This is a genomic window from Caulobacter sp. GW821-FHT09A05 (assembly GCF_059418465.1).
The window spans coordinates 21,922-39,290 of sequence record NZ_JBWKPX010000020.1; the positions used below are offsets into that span (position 1 = coordinate 21,922).

Below are 17,369 nucleotides of genomic sequence, written 5' to 3' on the forward strand. Positions count from 1 at the left end.
GGGCCGGAAAAAGCTGCGCCATACGCGCGACATGCCGGCGGGGTTGATCAAGGGATGCAAACCTTCGGCCGTCTCCGCACCACCTGCATCCTGATGTTCGCCGCCCTGTGCCTGAGCGCCTGCGCCTCCGGTCCGCCGCAGGACGGGCCGCGCGGCGACTGGGGCAAGGCGCCGCGTCCCCGCCCGCCCGGCGAGGGCGAGGCAGGCGGGCCGCCGCGGCAACCGCGCCGCAGCCTGTTCATCAGCCCGGCGGGCGAGCCGTTCCGCGCCGAGCCCGGCGCCCCCTACCCTGTCGCCGCGTGGTTCGCCGGCGCCGACGCCGATCATGACGGCGTCCTGACGCGCGACGAGTTCGTCGCCGACGCCCTGCGGTTCTTCGACAGGATCGACAGCGACCACAGCGGCGTCATCGACGGCTTCGAGGTCTCGGCCTACGAGACCCAGGTCACGCCCGAGATCCTGCAGGGCTTCCAGGGCGGCGGCGAAGGTCCGGGCCTGCGCGGCGGAGGCGGCCCGCCCGGCGGGAGTGGCGGCCACGGCGGCGGACGGCGCGGTGGCGGGGGCGGCGGGGGTGGCGGGGGTGGCGGGGGTGGCGGCAAGCGCGGCGGTGGCCTTATCGGCGGAATGCTGCAAGGCGCCACGCCCTACAGCCTGCTGGCCGAACCCGAACCCGTCATGGCTTCGGACGGCGACTTCGACCGCCGCATCACCCGGGCCGAGGCGACCAAGGCGGCCAAGGCCCGCTTCGCTCTGCTCGATAAGGACGGCGACGGCAAGCTGCGCCTGGCCGAGTTGCCCCAGACCCCGCTCCAGGCCCGCCTGGAGGGCTCGCGCGAAGGACGCCGCTAGCTGGCGCCCACCAGGCCGGCGATGATGTTGATCCCCAGGGCCAGGACCGCGGTGTTGTAGAAATAGGCGCAGACGGCCTGGGCGGTGACGAGATTGCGCAGCCTGGCCGTCAGCACGTTGTTGTCCGACACCTGGAAAGTCGCCCCGATGCTGAAGGCCAGGTAGACGAAGTCGAGATAGGTGCGAGCCGGTTCGCCCGGGAACAGAAAGCCGGGCTTGCCCGTTCCGTCGCCGAAGTGGCGATGGGCGTAGTGCAACGTGAACACCGAATGCAGAACCACCCAGGACAGCACCAGGGTGACTCCCGCGCAGGCGGCGGTGATCGTCTTGATCTCCGGTCCCGCCGACCGCGCGTTCAGCATCGCGGCCACCACCGCGACCAGGCTGGACAGGATCGCGGCCAGCACCAGCAGCAGGATCCCCGACGGTTTTTCGTCCTCGGCGGCGGCTCGACGGCGCACCTCGGCCTCGTCCGCCGTCAGGAACAGATGCCAGGTGGTGGTGACGTAAACCAGGGCGCAGGCGTCCCAGCCGATCAGGATGTGACTGCTGGCCGGCGCATTTAGATGGCGGGCCGCCAACCACCCCACGACCCCGGCCGCGGCGGCCGCCATCAGCCGCCAATGCCGTGATATTGCTGCGCTTTCGGGCCTTTTCACGCGGGGCTTGGTCATGCCGTTCACCTTGCTCGCCTGAGGGTTAACACCAAACTCTGCAATTTTGTCTCGCCTGTCGGGTGAACCGAACGCGACTTCACTGGTTACTTCACCGGAACACGTGAAAGACGCCATGACCGACCCCGACGCCCCGCCGCCGATCGAGCCGACGCAACCCGACTACGACCCGGGCTCCACGCCCGAAGAAGAGCCGATGCGCCAGCCACCGGTGCAACCGGGCGACGACCGGCCCTATGACCGCTCGGCCACGCCGTTCCCCCCCGTGACCAGTCCCGATTAGGAGCAACCTATGGACCTCGACACCGAACGGCCGCGCGGCCGCCGAGGCTTCGCCGCCATGGACCCCGAACGCCGCCGCGAGATCGCGCGCAAAGGGGGGGCCAGTGTTCCCAGCGAAAAGCGCAGCTTCGCGAAGGACCGCGACCTCGCGGCCAATGCGGGCCGCAAGGGCGGCTCTTCGTCGCGCGGCGGCGGGCGGATGCCCGGCCGCGACGCCTGAACCTGAAGCGCGCCGCGGTCCTTCCGGGCCGCGGCGCGCCTTCTTCGCCATGATGAGAACCGCTCGCCTCAGCCGGCTAGAGCGAAGACGCCGAAGCTTGGGCTGTCGCTGATCCAGCGCGCCGCGACCTTCCAGCCCGCGCGACGGGCCAGTTCCACGAACATCTCCGGCGCGTACTTGTACGAATTTTCGGTGTGAATCGTCTCGCCGGCCCCGAAGCGGATTTCGTGGCCCGCCAGGTGCGCCGCCTGGTCGACGCGGCTGACCAGATGCATCTCGATGCGGCTTTCCTCGGCGTTCCAGACCGCGCGGTGATCGAAGGCGTCCAGGTTAAAGTCGCCGCCCAACTCGCCATTGATCCGCGCCAGGACGTTCTTGTTGAACGCCGCCGTCACGCCCTGGGCGTCGTCATAGGCTGGCGTCAGTATGTCCGGGCTCTTGGCGATATCGACCCCGACCACGAACATCGCACCGTCGCCCAGCAGGCCATGTGCGCCACGCAGGAATTCCTCGGCCTCGGCCGGCGCGAAATTGCCGATCGTCGAGCCGGGGAAGAAGCCGGTCACCGGTCTCCCCCGCGCCGCCGCCGGTAGCCGGACCGCACGGGTGAAGTCATCGACCAGCGGGGCGACGACCAGGCCGGGATAATCCCGGCGTAGCGCCTCGCTGGCCTCGTCCAGGGCCGACCGGCTGATGTCGATCGGAACATAGACCGCCAGCTGCGGCATGGCGTCCAGCAGGATCCGGGTCTTGGTGCTGGCCCCGCTGCCGAACTCGACCAGGGCCGCGCCCTCCATGACCCGGGCGGCGATCTCCGGCGCGATCCGCCGCAGCAGCGCGGTCTCGGTGCGGGTGGGATAGTATTCCGGCAGCTCGCAGATCGCCTCGAACAGGCGCGAGCCCTCGGCGTCGTAGAAGTACTTGGCCGGCAGCGTCTTGCGATCGGCCGTCAGGCCCGCCAGGGCGTCATCAAGGAAGGTCGAGGTCGGTGTCGACGCCTCGCGATCCAGCGCGCTCATGTCGTCCGCCAAGCGGACCCCCGTGAACGCCCAGCGCTGGGCCGGGTGGAAGAAGTTGCGATAGGACGGCCGCGTGTGGCCGGGCGGCGTCTCGGCCGCCCCGCCCCGCAGGACCATCTGGTTAACCATGAACTTGCCGTTGTACTCGCCCAGCGCGCCGGCGCCCGGCTTGAAGCCCGGATAGGCCACATAGGGGCTGGCGGTCCATTGCCACGCCTCGTCGGACGTCTGGCGCAGCCCCCGCCCTTCCGCCCTGACGGCGGCTTCCCACTCGGCCTCGGTCGGCAGCCGGCGGCCGGACCAGGCGGCGAAGGCGGCGGCTTCGTAATAGCTGACATGACCGACCGGCGCGTGAAGGTCGAGGGGACGTCGGCCCGACAAGGTCATGACCGTCCAGGCGCCGTCGTCCTCCCAACGCCAGTAGAGCGGCGCGTCCCAGCCCTGCTCGTTGACGATGGCCCAGCCGTCCGAGAACCAGAGGTCGGCGCGGCGATAGCCGCCGTCCTCTATGAAGGCCAGCCATTCACCGTTGGTGACCAGGCGGTCGGCCAGGCGATAGGGTTCGAGATAGACCTTGTGGCGCGGCCGCTCATTGTCGAAGGCGAAGCCGGGGCCGCCATCGCCGATCTCGACCAGCCCGCCTTCGAAGGCGAGGTAGCGGGCCTCGGCGGCGGCCGGGCGCGGCCCGGGCGCGGCGTCGCGATAGGCCGGCTCCAGCGGCGACTGGGCGAACAGGTGCAGCAGGTCCATCAGGATCAGCTCCTGGTGCTGCTCCTCGTGAGCCAGGCCCAGGTCCAGGCGTTCGATCACCTCGGCGGTCGGCGCGGTGGTCAACAGGCGGACCATGGCCGCGTCGACATGAGCGCGGTAGGCTCCGACCTCGTCGGCCGACGGACGGGTGATCAGGCCGCGCAGGGGCCGCGGCTGACGGGGGCCGACGGCCTCGTAATAGGAATTGAACAGATAGGCGAAGGCCGGGTCGAACACCCGGTAGCCGGGCAGGAAGGGCGCCAGGAGGAAGGTTTCGAAGAACCAGGCGGTGTGGGCCCGGTGCCATTTGACCGGACTGGCGTCCGGCATCGACTGCGCGCCCTGGTCCTCGGGCGAAAGCGGCCTGGCCAGCGCCTCGGTGCGCCGCCGGACCGCCAGATAGCGATCGACGAGGGCGATGGCGCGGGCCTCGGAGGCCTCCCGTGCGGGGGTGTCGTCGGGACTCATGCGCTCTCCTGGCGGCCCTGCGTCGGGGAGCCTGCCGCCCCGATGAGCTCAACGAATAAGCAACTTGAGCGTTCCCCCCGTCGGGTTCAAGCGGCGCCGAGAATAAAAAGTGAACGCGCGTCCGTGGAACATCGATCCGCTCACCTTCCTCCCAACTCTCTCAGAGCAGGAACGGTTCGGGCCCGTCGTCGATGGGCAGCAGGACCGGCGGCGGGCTTTCGGACGTGGGCGAAACCTTGACGGCCCTGGCCGCCCTGGCCGGGGCCCGGCGCAGCAGCCGGCCCACCCTTTGCAACAGCTGTTCGTCCTTGAACGGCTTGGCCAGGAAGTCGCGGGCGCCCAGCGAGATGGCCAGCCTGACGTCGTCCGGCTGGTTGCGGGCCGTCAAGACCATGGTCGGGACGTTCAGCCCCTCCTGGCGCATCTTGCGCAGCAGGCCGAAGCCGTCCAGGCGCGGCATGTTGAGGTCCAGCACCAAGGCCGACGGCCGCAGTTCGTGCAGGCGCTTGAGGCCCTCGAAACCGTCGCGGGCGAAATAGGTGTCATAGCCCGCGATATCGAGGCGGGTCGTGATCAGATCCAGGATCACCTGGTCGTCCTCGACGACCAGAACGCGTGTACGCCCCACCCTACGCCTCCGCGAGGTCGAGGGGATCGCCGTCGTCGACGACACCGTCCCAGCGCGTGCACCGGTCCACGGCGTCGACAAGATCCGCCGCCATGATCGGTTTGGACACTAGGCCGTCGAAGCCGTGGTCGCTGCTCAGGAAACCAAGGTCCGAATCCGCGGAGAAGGCCAGGATGGGCGCGTCCTGGTTGGGACCCGGCGTGTCGCGGATCTCGCCCAGGGCGTCGAGCCCGGAGACCCCGGGCATCCGCAGGTCCATCAGGATGCAATCGAACGGCTCGACGGCCGCCGCTTCGACCGCCCCGCGACCGCCGCTGGCCTCGGCCACCTCGGCGCCCATATATTCCAGCACGGTGCGCGCCAGCTCGCGATTGACGGCATTGTCATCGACCACCAGCACTCGGATCCCGTCCAGGCTTCGACTGCTCGCCTCGAGCGCGAGCGCCGGCGCCTCTCCGTCCGGACCGACCGCGACCGGGGCCGCGATCTGGAAGCTGAACACCGTCCCCTCGCCGGGGACGCTGCTCACCGCGATGTCGCCGCCCATGGCTTCGGTCAGGCCCTTGCAGATCGCCAGCCCCAGGCCTGTCCCGCCGTGCTTGCGGGTCGACGAGGCGTCGACTTGCGAGAACCGCTGGAAGAGCTTGGCCTGCTGCTCGACGCCGATCCCCGCGCCGGTGTCCTCGACCCGCATGCGCAGCCTCGCCGCCCCCGGATCATAGCCGACGAACAGCCGCACCGCGCCTTGTTCGGTGAACTTGATCGCATTGCCCACCAGATTGAGCAGCACCTGCCGGACGCGATCCGGATCGATCATGACCCGCGCCGGCAGCTCGCCCTCGGCTTGGCATTCCAGCCACAGCCCCTTGGCGTCGGCCTGGGGCGCGAACAGGGCCAGGGCGTCCTGGGCCACGGCCAGGGGCGAGGCCGGGCGCGGCGCGATCTCGACCTGCCCGGCCTCGAGCTTGGAGAAGTCGAGCACGTCGTTGACGATCGCCAGCAGCGCCTGGCCGGCGCTCGACACCCGCTGGACGTATCGTTGCGAAATCTCGTCGAGTTCCGGGCGCTGGGCCAACAGCCCCGAAAAGCCGATGACGGCCGTCAGGGGCGTACGGATCTCGTGGCTCATATTGGCCATGAACTCGCCCTTCACCGTCGCGGCCGCCTCGGCCTCGGCGCGGGCGGCGGCCAGGGCCTCCTCCTGACCGACCTGGGCGGTGACGTCGCGGATCACGTCGAGGAACCCGACCGGGTCGTCACTGGCCGGATCGCGCAGCAGGGACGGATTCGATTCCAGCCAGACATCTCGCTTGCCCGATTTGTGCGGCACACGCCAACGCACCCGTTCGGGCCGCTTGCCCCTGGTCAGGTTGCGATAGACGCGACTGACCCTCAGGCGATCCTCGGGATAGGCCAGCTCCAGCGCGCTGCGGCCCACGACCTCGTCCGGCGTGTAGCCCAGCAAGGCGCGGGACGACGCGGCGCAGAAAGTGACCCTTCCGCTCAGGTCGGCCGTCAGGATCATGTCGGTGGTGTTCTCGGCCATCAGCCGGTAGCGGGCCTCGCTGTCCTTCAGCGCGGCCTCGGCCGCCCGCCGGGCGGTCAGGTCCTCGATCTGCGAGATGAAATAGCGCGGCGAGCCGTCGGGGTTGTCGACCCGCGACACCGCCAGCTGGCTCCAAACGACCGAACCGTCCTTGCGGATGTAGCGCTTGTCCATCCGATAGGTCGAGATCCGGCCGCTGTGGAGATCGGCCAGCAGGTCAAGATCGGCGTCCAGGTCATCCGGGTGGGTGATCGCCTGGAAGTTCAAGGCCAGCAGCTCCTCGCTGCTGTAGCCGACCATCCTGCAGAGCGTGGGATTGACCTTCAGGAACGCGCCGTCGAGTCCGACCAGGCACTTGCCGATCGGCGCGTGCTCGAAGGCGGTCTCGAACAGCTCCTGCTGTTCCTTGCGCTTGCTGATGTCCTGCATCAGCGCGGTCAACTCCCATCCCGCCGCGTCGCGCACCGCGCTGACCGCCAGTTCGATCGGGATCTCGACGCCGTCCTTGCGCCGCGCGGTCGTCTCGATGCGCTGGTCGATGTCCTCGCCGAGGCCGCCGCCCAGGAAGGCGGCCATGCCGGCCTGGCCCGAGGGCAGCATCATCGCCAGGTGGGCGCCGATCGCCTCATCGGCGGTCCAGCCGAAGGTCAGCTGGGCGTGGCGGTTCCAGCCGGTGATCCGTCCGGCCTCGTCGGCGGTGACGATGGCCTGGTGCGCGTTGGCGATCATGTTGCGCGCCCGATCCTCGCTGGCGCGCAGCGAACGTTCGAGATTGCGCACCTCGGTGACGTCCCAGTTGACGCCCACCAGCCGCATCGGCGCGCCGTCGGCGTCGCGCACGACCGTCGCCTGGGCGCGGACATGCCGCACCGCTCTATCGGGACGGACGATCCTGAACTCGGTGTCGTAGGGCTTGTCGCCGGACAGGGTGGTTCGCGCCTCGGCCTGCTCCTTCTCGCGATCGGCGGGGTGCACGCAGGCATAGAACCGCTCGGCGGTCAGCGCCTCGCCGGGAACCAGGCCGTAGAGGGCGTACATCCGATCGTCCCAGGCCAGGGCGCCGGTCTGGATGTTCCACTCCCAGACGCCGATCTGGCCGGCCTGGGTGGCCAGGAGCACCCGCTCGGACATGGCGCGATAGCGGGCCTCGTCCTCCGCGCGCGACGCCTCCGCCACGACCCGGGCGGTAATGTCCATGACGGTGCCGAACACGGCGACCACCTGACCGGCCGCATTGCGCTCGCAATAGCCATGGCCTTCCAGATAGCGCAGCCGCCCGTCAGGCAGGACGATGCGGGTGACGGCGAGCTTCCAGCCGACGCCGTCTTCACGGGCGGCCTTGAGTCGAGCCTGCTGGGCCGGCCGATCGTCGGGGTGAACGGTCGCGGCGAACTGTTCCGGTCCCAGCTCGGGGTCGGGATCCAGACCGCAAAGCGTGGCCACGTGCGGCGACCAGGTCGCCTCGCCAGTCGCGACGTCGAGCCGCCAATAGGCGATGCCCGCGATCTCTTCGGCCAGGGCGGTCATGCGCGCCATGCGCTCGGCCCGTTCCTGAAGTTCCCGCCGCTCGGTGACGTCCCGGAAGACGTTGACGATCTCGGTCGCCCGTCCCTCCGCGTCGCGGACGACCCGGGGGTTGCCTTCGAACCAGCGCCACCGCCCGTCGGCGGCCAGGTAACGATGCTCCCGGTTGACCGACGGATCGAGAGGTTCGCCCGCATAGAGCTTGGCGCAGTTGACCAGGAAGCGCTCGCGATCATCCGGATGGACCAGGCGATCGGCCGCCGTCCCAACCATGTCCTCGGGCTCGTAGCCCATGGCCCGGCAGGCCGGCGAGACGTAGAGCAGCGTACCGTCGAGGCCGGCGCGGACGATGACGTCGGATGAATTCTCCGCCAGCAACCGATAGCGCGCCTCGCTGGCGGTCAACTCCTCCAGATTGCGGACCTGATCCGTGACGTCCTGGAACAGGCCGACCAGCGCGACGACCTCACCATTTGCGTCCACTTCGCAGCCGGCCTTGGACTGGACGATCCGGACTGTCCCGTCGGCCCGCACGATCCGGGCCTGGAAGCTGAACGTCTCCCCGCTGGCCGCCGCCCGCAGCAGATGGGCGGCGACCCTGTCGCGGTCTTCGGGGTGATAGACTCCCAAGCCGCTCTCAAGGCTGGGGACATGGGTCCGGCGATCGAGGCCATGGATGTCGTAGACCAGGTCCGACCAGAAGAGCCCGCCAGTGACGACGTCGTAGCGCCAGTGCGCGACGCCCGACATGGTCTCGGCCAGGTTCAGCAGTCGGGCCTGCTCCCAGCTCACGCGGTTGACGCGGGTGCGTTCCAGTTCGCCGACGACGATGCGGGCCAGGGCCCGCAAGCGATCAAGCTCCCGCTCCGTCGGCCGCGGACGGAGCTTGGTGTCGATGACGCAGAGGGCGCCGAGGTTGCAGCCCTCCGGCGAGGTCAGCACGGCGCCGGCGTAGAAGCGGATTCCCGGTTCGCCGACGACCAGCGGATTGGCCACGAAGCGCGGATCGAGGGTCGCATCCTCGACGACCATCACCGCATCGGGACCCAACTCGATCGCATGGCTGCAGAACGCGTGTTCCCGAGCCGTCGAGCAGACCTCCAGACCCTGGCGCGACTTGAACCACAGCCGAGTCTCGTCGACCAGCGAGACCAGGGCGATGGGGACCTCGAACAGATCGCACGCCAACTGGGTCACACGATCGAAGGCGGCGTCCGACGACGTATCGAGGACACCGTAGCCTTGCAGCGCCCGGATCCGCCTCGCTTCGTTGTGGTTCATCTAGACCTCCGACGGGCAGTATGGCCCGGAAGGTCCGCAAAACGGTTAAGGCTGGCCGCGACAATCGCGCGCGGGGCGGCCAGGTGGCCAGCGCCGGGTTGGCGAACGGATCGAAACCCGGCGCGCGGCCTTTAGGGACGCTTGGGAATTTCCAGGCCGCGCTGGACGGCTGGGCGGGCGAGGCCCCTCTCCAGCCAGGCCGGCACATGCGTGAGGCTGTCATAGTCGACCAGGTCGCCGGCGCCGTAGAAGCCGACCAGATTGCGCACCCAGCCCAGGATGGCGATGTCGGCGATGGTGTAGGCGTCGCCCATGATCCAGTCACGATCCGCCAGCCGGCCTTCCAGCACGCCCAGCAGGCGCTTGGATTCGGCGACGTAGCGATCGCGGGGACGCTTGTCCTCGTACTCGCGGCCCGCGAACTTGTGGAAGAAGCCGACCTGGCCGAACATCGGGCCGATCGCGGCCATCTGGAAGAACACCCAGGCCAGGGTCTCGTAGCGCTGGGCGGGGTCCTGGGGCAGGAGCTTGCCGGTCTTCTCCGCCAGGTAGACCAGGATCGCGCCGGACTCGAAGAGACCGATCGGCTTTCCGCCCGGACCGTCGGGATCGATGATGGCGGGGATCTTGCCGTTGGGGTTCAGCGACAGGAATTCGGGCGTCCAGGTCTCGTCCTTGCCGATATCGATCGTGTGGGGCTCGTAGGGCAGGCCGATCTCCTCCAGCATGATCGACACCTTGACCCCGTTGGGCGTGGGCAGGCCGTACAGCTGCAGCCGGTCGGGATGCCGGGCGGGCCAGCGCCGGGTGATCGGAAAGGCTGAAAGGTCGGTCATGGTCGGCTCCGAAAGCAAAGGCCGCTCCTGCCGGCGCGGCCGAGCTTGTCAGATGGCGCCGACTGGCGCGGCGACAAGGCGCGCGCTTGCGGAAACTCGCCCCACCTAGCCTTGCCGCAGCTTTGGCTGGTTCGCCGCCAGGACTTCGGCGTCCAGCACGGCGCGGATCTTGGCCGCCAGGGTCGGGCCCAGATACGGCTTGTCGATCATCGGGAACTCGTTGGCCCAGGACGCCGCCTCGTCGCCCACATAGCCGGAGGTCAGCAAGACCTTGAGCCCCGGCCGTTCCTGCAGCGCCAGATGCGCCAGTTGCACGCCGTTGACGCCACCGGGCATGACCACGTCGGAAAACAGCAGGTCGAACGCCTTGCGGCCCCTGAGCCGCTTCAGCGCGGCCGCCGCCGTGTCGGCCGTGGTGACCTGATAGCCCAGGCCCTCCAACGTCTCGACCGCCATGGCCAGCACCGCCGGGTCGTCCTCGACCACCAGCACCCGTTCGGAGCCGCGCACGGTCTCCCCGGCCTCGCCGCCGGCGCCGCGCGGGCTCAGCGCCGCCTGGCTCCTGGGCAGGTAGATTTCGAAGACCGCCCCCTGCCCCGGCGAACTGCTCACCGAAACCTCGCCGCCCGACTGCCGCACGAAGCCGTAGACCTGCGACAGGCCCAGCCCCGACCCCTTGCCGATCTCCTTGGTCGTGAAGAACGGCTCGAAGATGCGCGAGGCCACGCCGGCGTCCATGCCCTGGCCGGTGTCGCGCACAGTAACCAGGATCCTGGGATCGTCCTCGCCGACGGTTCTGGTGGCGATGGACAGGACACCACCCCCCTCCATCGCGTCACGGGCGTTGACCGCCAGGTTCAGCAGGGCGCTCTCGAACTGGGCGGGATCCAGGTGAGCCGGCAGCGGCTCGTCGGTCAGGCTCAGGTCGATGACCACGGCCTCGCCCACCGCCTGGCGCAGCAGCGGCGCGAAGTCGGCGATCAGCACGTTGAGATCCACAGTCAGCGGGTTCAGGCGCTGGCGGCGCGAGAAGGCCAGAAGCTGGCGGGTCAGCGCCCCGCCCTTCTCAGCCGCAAGGCGGACGGCGTCGATCTGCCGGGCCAACTCGTGCTGCTCGCCGGTTCGCCGCTTGATCAGCTCGATATTGCCCAGGACCACGGTCAGCAGGTTGTTGAAGTCGTGGGCGACGCCGCCTGTCAGCTGGCCGACCGCCTCCATCTTGCGGGCATGGCTGAGCTGCTCCTCCAGGCCCCGGCGCTCGGTGTTGTCCAGCAGCGTGCCGAACACCACCTGCCGCCCGCTCTCCTCGTCCTGAGCCAGCACCCCCTGGTCGATCAGCGAACGGTAGGAGCCGTCGGCGCACCGCCATCGGTACTCGCAAGCATAGGCCCCGGACTTTCGGGCCTCGGCCTGGGCGCGCACGACGATCTCGACATCGTCGGGATGGACCCGGCTGATGCCGAAGTCGGCCGTGGCCAGGAAGTCCTCGGCCGAAAAGCCTGTCAATTCCATGACGTTGCCGCCCACGAACAGCGGCTCGTACGGCGCGTCGGCGGTGCGCGAATGGAAGACCACCGGCAGGGCGCGGAGGATCGCCTCCTGGCGCTCCTGGGTGCGGCGAAGGGCTCGCTCGGCCGCCAGCTTCTCGGCATGGATGCGAGCGTTCTCCTCGATCAGCAGGCGGCGGCTCTCCGACTGCTGCTCCAGTTCCAGGGTCTTGATGTGCAGGTCGACGAGCACCTGCACCTTGGAGCGCAGGATGAACGGGTCGACCGGCTTGAACACCACGTCGACGGCCCCGGCCGAATAGGCCTTGAAGATGTGGGCCTCGTCCCGGAACACGGCCGTCAGGAACACGATGGGCACGTCGCGGTTTCGACGACGCTGGCGGATCAGTTCGGCGGTCTCGTAGCCGTCCATGCCGGGCATGTGCAGGTCCAGCAGGATGACCGCGAAGTCGTCGGTCAGCAGGTGGCGCAGGGCTTCCTCGCCCGAACGGGCGACGACCAGTTCCTGGCCGAGGGTTTCCAGGGCCTGGATCGCGGCGAAGGCGTTGCGCTCATCGTCGTCGACGATGAGGATCCGCGTTCGAGGCCGATCCTCCGGCGGCGGAACCGCCTGATGCTTGACCGCGGGTATGCTCATTGCGCTGCAGCGCTGTGGATGGTGACGACATTGTCGCCGGCCAGGCGCTGGGCGTCGGTGCGCTGGACCGAGACCCGCAGGACGGAGATCAACTGGTCGATATCCACCGGCTTGGACACGTAATCCGACGCGCCCGCCTGGATGCACTTCTGGCGGTCGCCCTTCATCGCCTTGGCGGTGACGGCGATCACCGGCAAGTCGGAAAAGCGCGGTCGGGCCCGGATCTCGCGCATGGTCTCGTAGCCGTCCATGTCGGGCATCATGATGTCAACCAGCACCATATCCACCTCGGGCAGGCTGTCGAGCAGCTCCAGGCCTTCACGGCCGCTTTCGGCGTAGCGCAGCTCGATGCCGTACTCCTCCAGCGCGCTGGCCAGCGAGAAGATGTTGCGGATGTCGTCGTCGATCACCACCGCGGTCAGGCCCGTCAGGACGGAGTCGGCGTGGCGACTGTGGGCGATCATCGCCTTGGCCGGCGTGGACAGGCGATCCAGGGGCGCGTGCAACGACATGGTGACGTGGTCGATCAACTGCTCGGGCGTGCGGGCCAGGCGCGCCAGACCGGAGAACACCGCCAGGCGCAGCCGGCGGTCCTCCTCGGGATCCAGCTCCTCGGGCGCATAGATCACCGCCACGCCCGACGCCGCGCCGCGTTGCTTGAGGGTGTCGATGAACGGCCCGACCGGCCCGGAGCCGACGTCGATCACCAGGCAATCGCCCTCGCCCGTGAAGGCGTCGTCCGGCAGGTCCGACAAGGTCGCCACGACCTTCACCGCGCCGATGGCGTCGCGCAGCGTGTCGGCCGCCTGGCCGGGACCACCGACCAGGATCGGGGCGCGGCCGGTCTCGGCGACCAGCTTCTTGACCTTTTCCAGGGTCGAGGCGACCGCCTCGCGTTCCACCGGCTTGCTGGTGAAGCCGAAGGCGCCCATCGACAGGCCCAGCCCGCCGTGGTCGTCGGCCGATATCACCTGGACCGGGATGTGCCGGGTGTCCGGCGTGCGCTTGAGCAGGTCCAGCAACGCCAGGCCGTCCATGTCGGGCAAGCCGATATCCAGCATGATGGCGTCAGGGCTGAAGCGCCGGGCCAGGGAGGGCACGGCCGAGCCCTCGCCGGTGACGACGCCCTTGAACCCGCTGTCGCGCACCAGCGACAGCAGGATCGAGGCGAAGCGGGTGTCGTCCTCGACGATCAGCACCACCGCGTCGCCAGGCTCGATCTGCTCGCGATCGTCAACCACGGTCTCGGCGGGCTCGACCGATCCAGCCTCCGTCGTCGAGAGCCGGAAGGTCTGGACCGGCGACGTGGCCGGGCGAAGCGGCTGGGTCGACTGGGGCTGAGCCGCCGGGCTGAAGTTCAGCGGCAGGTAGAGCGTGAAGGTGCTGCCCTGCCCCGGCGTCGAGACGACCCGCAGCTCGCCGCCCAGCAGGCGGGTGATCTCGCGGCTGATCGACAGGCCCAGACCCGTGCCGCCGTACTTGCGGCTTGTGGTGCCGTCGGCCTGCTGGAAGGCCTCGAAGATGATCCGCTGCTTGTCCTCGGGGATGCCGATGCCGGTGTCCTCGACCGAGAAGGCCAGAACCTGGCCGGCCTTGTTGAGGTGGTCGTTGCCCAGCGCCCAGCCATCCTCGGCCCGGGCGATCGACAGGCGCACCGAGCCGGCCTGGGTAAACTTGAAGGCGTTGGACAGCAGGTTCTTGATCACCTGCTGCAGCCGCTTGTCGTCGGTGTACATCGAGCGCGGCAGGGCCGGGTCGATGTTGACGAAGAAGTCCAGCTTCTTGTCCTGGGCCAGCTGGGAGAAGGTGCGGTCGGTCTGGTCGCGCAGGGACGCGAACGACATCTCGCCGATGTCGAGGGTGACCGTGCCGCTCTCGATCTTCGACAGGTCCAGGATGTCGTTGATCAGGCCCAGCAGGTCGGCGCCGGCGCTGTGGATGTTGCGGGCGAACTCCACCTGCTTGGCGCTCAGGTTCCCCTGCGCGTTCTCGCTGAGCATCTTGGACAGGATCAGCAGGCTGTTGAGCGGCGTGCGCAGCTCGTGGCTCATATTGGCCAGGAATTCGGACTTGTACTTCGAGGTCAGGGCCAGTTGCTCGGCCTTTTCCTCCAGCGCCGCCTTGGCCTGCTCGACCTCGGCGTTCTTGGCCTCCACCTGCTTGTTCTGGGCCGACAGCAGGACCGCCTTGTCCTCCAGCTCGGCGTTGGTCTGCTGCAGTTCGTCCTGCTTGGAGCGCAGCAGTTCTTCCGACTGCCGCAGGGACGCGGCCTGCTGTTCCAGGCGGTCGTTGGTCTTCTTCAGCTCTTCCTGCTGGGCCTGGAGCTCGGCGGTCAGTAGCTGCGACTGTTCGAGCAGGCCCTCGGTCCGCATGTTGGCGGCGATGGTCGACAGCACGATGCCGATGGATTCCATCAGCTGGTCGAGGAAGGCCTGCTGCGTCTCGTTGAAGGTGCCGAAGGTGGCCAGCTCGATCACCGCCTTCAGCTCGCCTTCGAACAGGGCGGGCAGCACGATGATGTTCTGCGGCGCCGCTTCGCCCAGGCCCGAGCTGATCTTGATGTATTCCGACGGGACATTGGTCAGCAGGATCCGCTGGCGCTCGGCCGCGCACTGGCCGATCAGGCCCTCGCGCCGGCGCAGGCGGGCTGGCGGCCGGTCGCCAGGGTTGGCGGCGTAGCTGGCGGCCAGGTTCAGCACCGGCTCGCCGTTCACGTCGTGGTCGGAGACGTAGAACACCCCGTGCTGGGCGTTGATCAGCGGGGCCAGTTCGGACAGCACCAGGTTCGACACGGTCGACAGGTCGCGCTCGCCCTGCAGCATGCGGCTGAACCGGGCCAGGTTGGTCTTCAGCCAGTCCTGCTCGGTGTTCTTCAACGTCTGATCCTTCAGGTTGCGGATCATCTCGTTGATGTTGTCCTTCAGGGCCGCGACCTCCCCCGACGCCTCCACGGTGATCGACCGGGTCAGGTCACCCTTGGTCACGGCCGTCGACACCTCGGCGATGGCGCGGACCTGGGTGGTCAGGTTGGCGGCCAGTTCGTTGACGTTGTCGGTCAGATCGCGCCACAGACCGGCGGCGCCGGGCACCCGGGCCTGGCCGCCCAGCTTGCCTTCTGAACCCACCTCGCGCGCCACGTTGGTCACCTGGTCGGCGAAGGTGGCCAGGGTCTCGATCATGCCGTTGATAGTGTCGGCCAGCGAGGCGATTTCACCCTTGGCGTCCAGGGTCAGCTTGCGCTTGAGGTTGCCCTGGGCCACGGCGGTCACGACGTCGGCGATGTTGCGGACCTGGCCCGTCAGGTTGGCGGCCATCATGTTGACGTTGTCGGTCAGGTCCTTCCAGGTCCCGGCCACGCCGGGCACCTGGGCCTGGCCGCCCAGCTTGCCTTCCGTACCCACTTCCCGCGCCACCCGCGTCACTTCCGAGGCGAAGCCGTTCAACTGGTCGACCATGACGTTGATGGTCGACTTCAGCTCCAGGATCTCGCCCTTCACGTCGACGGTGATCTTCTTGGAGAGGTCGCCTTTGGCGACGGCGGTGGTGACGTCGGCGATGTTGCGGACCTGGCCGGTCAGGTTGGCGGCCATGAAGTTGACGTTGTCGGTCAGATCCTTCCAGGTGCCGGCCACCCCCTTCACCTGGGCCTGGCCGCCCAGCTTGCCCTCGGTGCCCACTTCTCGCGCCACCCGGGTCACTTCCGAGCTGAAGGAGTTCAGCTGGTCGACCATGACGTTGATGGTGTTCTTCAGCTCCAGGATCTCGCCGCGCACGTCGACGGTGATCTTCTTGGAGAGGTCGCCCATGGCGACGGCGGTGGTCACCTCGGCGATGTTGCGCACCTGGCCGGTCAGGTTGGCCGCCATCAGGTTGACGTTGTCGGTCAGGTCCTTCCAGGTCCCGGCCACGCCCTTCACCTGGGCCTGGCCGCCCAGCTTGCCTTCCGTACCCACTTCCCGCGCCACCCGCGTCACTTCCGAGGCGAAGCCGTTCAGCTGGTCGACCATGACGTTGATGGTGTTCTTCAGCTCCAGGATCTCGCCGCGCACGTCGACGGTGATCTTCTTGGAGAGGTCGCCGTTGGCGACGGCGGTGGTCACCTCGGCGATGTTGCGGACCTGACCGGTCAGGTTGCCGGCCATGAAGTTGACGTTGTCGGTCAGGTCCTTCCAGGTGCCGGCCACCCCCTTCACCTGAGCCTGACCGCCCAGCTTGCCCTCGGTGCCCACTTCCCGCGCCACCCGGGTCACTTCCGAGCTGAAGGAGTTCAGCTGGTCGACCATGGTGTTGATGGTGTTCTTCAGCTCCAGGATCTCGCCGCGCACGTCGACGGTGATCTTCTTGGAAAGATCGCCCATGGCCACGGCGGTGGTCACTTCGGCGATGTTGCGGACCTGGCCGGTCAGATTGCCGGCCATCAGGTTGACGTTGTCGGTCAGCTCCTTCCAGGTGCCGCCGACGCCGGTGACGTTGGCCTGACCGCCCAGCTTGCCTTCCGTACCCACTTCGCGCGCCACCCGCGTCACTTCCGAGGCGAAGGCGTTCAGCTGGTCCACCATGACGTTGATGGTGTTCTTCAGCTCCAGCACCTCGCCCTTCACGTCGACGGTGATCTTCTTGGAGAGGTCGCCCATGGCCACGGCGGTGGTCACCTCGGCGATGTTGCGGACCTGGCCGGTCAGGTTGCCGGCCATCAGGTTGACGTTGTCGGTCAGGTCCTTCCAGGTGCCGGCCACGCCTTCCACGCGGGCCTGGCCGCCCAGCTTGCCCTCGGTGCCCACTTCCCGCGCCACGCGGGTCACTTCCGAGGCGAAGCTGTTGAGCTGGTCCACCATGGTGTTGATGGTGTTCTTCAGCTCCAGCACCTCGCCCTTCACGTCGACCGTGATCTTGCGCGAGAGGTCGCCGCGGGCGACGGCGGTGGTCACCTCGGCGATGTTGCGGACCTGGCCCGTCAGGTTGCCGGCCATCAGGTTAACGTTGTCGGTCAGCTCCTTCCAGGTGCCGGCCACGCCTTTCACGTTGGCCTGGCCGCCCAGCTTGCCCTCGGTGCCCACTTCCCGCGCCACCCGGGTCACTTCCGAGGCGAAGCTGTTGAGCTGGTCCACCATGGTGTTGATGGTGTTCTTCAGCTCCAGCACCTCGCC

General features: G+C 68.4%; 10 protein-coding genes. 3 read left to right on the top strand and 7 right to left on the bottom strand.

What is annotated here, in order from left to right:
- The first annotated feature begins 54 nt into the window (after positions 1-54).
- Complete coding sequence (locus AC07NX_RS18090; protein WP_494643648.1) at positions 55-849, top strand: hypothetical protein; 795 nt, start codon at positions 55-57, stop codon at positions 847-849.
- On the opposite strand, the gene AC07NX_RS18095 is transcribed toward AC07NX_RS18090, so the two are convergent.
- Complete coding sequence (locus AC07NX_RS18095; protein WP_494643650.1) at positions 846-1,523, bottom strand: DUF1345 domain-containing protein; 678 nt, start codon at positions 1,521-1,523, stop codon at positions 846-848. The two genes, AC07NX_RS18090 and AC07NX_RS18095, sit on opposite strands and share 4 nt — an antisense overlap.
- A gap of 115 nt (positions 1,524-1,638) precedes the next feature.
- On the opposite strand from AC07NX_RS18095, the gene AC07NX_RS18100 reads away from it, so the two are divergent.
- Both AC07NX_RS18100 and AC07NX_RS18105 read left to right on the top strand, forming a co-directional pair.
- Positions 1,639-1,806: a hypothetical protein gene (locus tag AC07NX_RS18100; RefSeq protein WP_494643652.1), complete on the top strand. Its 168-nt coding sequence runs from the start codon at positions 1,639-1,641 to the stop codon at positions 1,804-1,806.
- 9 nt (positions 1,807-1,815) lie between these two features.
- The gene (locus tag AC07NX_RS18105; protein ID WP_018062559.1) at positions 1,816-2,025 is read left to right on the top strand and encodes a KGG domain-containing protein; all 210 of its coding nucleotides are present in this window, start codon (positions 1,816-1,818) and stop codon (positions 2,023-2,025) included.
- Between the two features lie 68 nt (positions 2,026-2,093).
- Here the strand turns inward: AC07NX_RS18105 and egtB are convergent, their stop codons facing one another.
- The 6 genes from egtB to AC07NX_RS18135 form a co-directional block, all read right to left on the bottom strand.
- Complete coding sequence (egtB, locus tag AC07NX_RS18110) at positions 2,094-4,262, bottom strand: ergothioneine biosynthesis protein EgtB (RefSeq protein ID WP_494643654.1); 2,169 nt, start codon at positions 4,260-4,262, stop codon at positions 2,094-2,096.
- 160 nt (positions 4,263-4,422) lie between these two features.
- Complete coding sequence (locus AC07NX_RS18115) at positions 4,423-4,890, bottom strand: response regulator transcription factor (protein ID WP_494643655.1); 468 nt, start codon at positions 4,888-4,890, stop codon at positions 4,423-4,425.
- A gap of 1 nt (position 4,891) precedes the next feature.
- A complete protein-coding gene (locus AC07NX_RS18120) occupies positions 4,892-9,241 on the bottom strand; it encodes a PAS domain S-box protein (protein WP_494643657.1) in 4,350 nt (1,449 codons plus the stop codon).
- A gap of 131 nt (positions 9,242-9,372) precedes the next feature.
- Positions 9,373-10,077: a glutathione S-transferase N-terminal domain-containing protein gene (locus AC07NX_RS18125; protein WP_494643659.1), complete on the bottom strand. Its 705-nt coding sequence runs from the start codon at positions 10,075-10,077 to the stop codon at positions 9,373-9,375.
- 105 nt (positions 10,078-10,182) lie between these two features.
- On the bottom strand, positions 10,183-12,222 hold the full coding sequence (locus tag AC07NX_RS18130) for a response regulator (RefSeq protein WP_494643660.1): 2,040 nt from the start codon (positions 12,220-12,222) through the stop codon (positions 10,183-10,185).
- A partial coding sequence (locus AC07NX_RS18135; RefSeq protein WP_494643662.1) for a hybrid sensor histidine kinase/response regulator occupies positions 12,219-17,369 on the bottom strand: 5,151 nt, incomplete at its 5' end. The genes AC07NX_RS18130 and AC07NX_RS18135, both read right to left, overlap by 4 nt.

Coding starts and splice junctions, on each gene's coding strand:
- AC07NX_RS18090 (WP_494643648.1), top strand. CDS start 55: ATGCAAACCTTCGGCCGTCTCCGCACCACCTGCATCCTGATGTTCGCC.
- AC07NX_RS18105 (WP_018062559.1), top strand. CDS start 1,816: ATGGACCTCGACACCGAACGGCCGCGCGGCCGCCGAGGCTTCGCCGCC.
- AC07NX_RS18130 (WP_494643660.1), bottom strand. CDS start 12,222: ATGAGCATACCCGCGGTCAAGCATCAGGCGGTTCCGCCGCCGGAGGAT.
- AC07NX_RS18095 (WP_494643650.1), bottom strand. CDS start 1,523: ATGACCAAGCCCCGCGTGAAAAGGCCCGAAAGCGCAGCAATATCACGG.
- AC07NX_RS18120 (WP_494643657.1), bottom strand. CDS start 9,241: ATGAACCACAACGAAGCGAGGCGGATCCGGGCGCTGCAAGGCTACGGT.
- AC07NX_RS18100 (WP_494643652.1), top strand. CDS start 1,639: ATGACCGACCCCGACGCCCCGCCGCCGATCGAGCCGACGCAACCCGAC.
- egtB (WP_494643654.1), bottom strand. CDS start 4,262: ATGAGTCCCGACGACACCCCCGCACGGGAGGCCTCCGAGGCCCGCGCC.
- AC07NX_RS18125 (WP_494643659.1), bottom strand. CDS start 10,077: ATGACCGACCTTTCAGCCTTTCCGATCACCCGGCGCTGGCCCGCCCGG.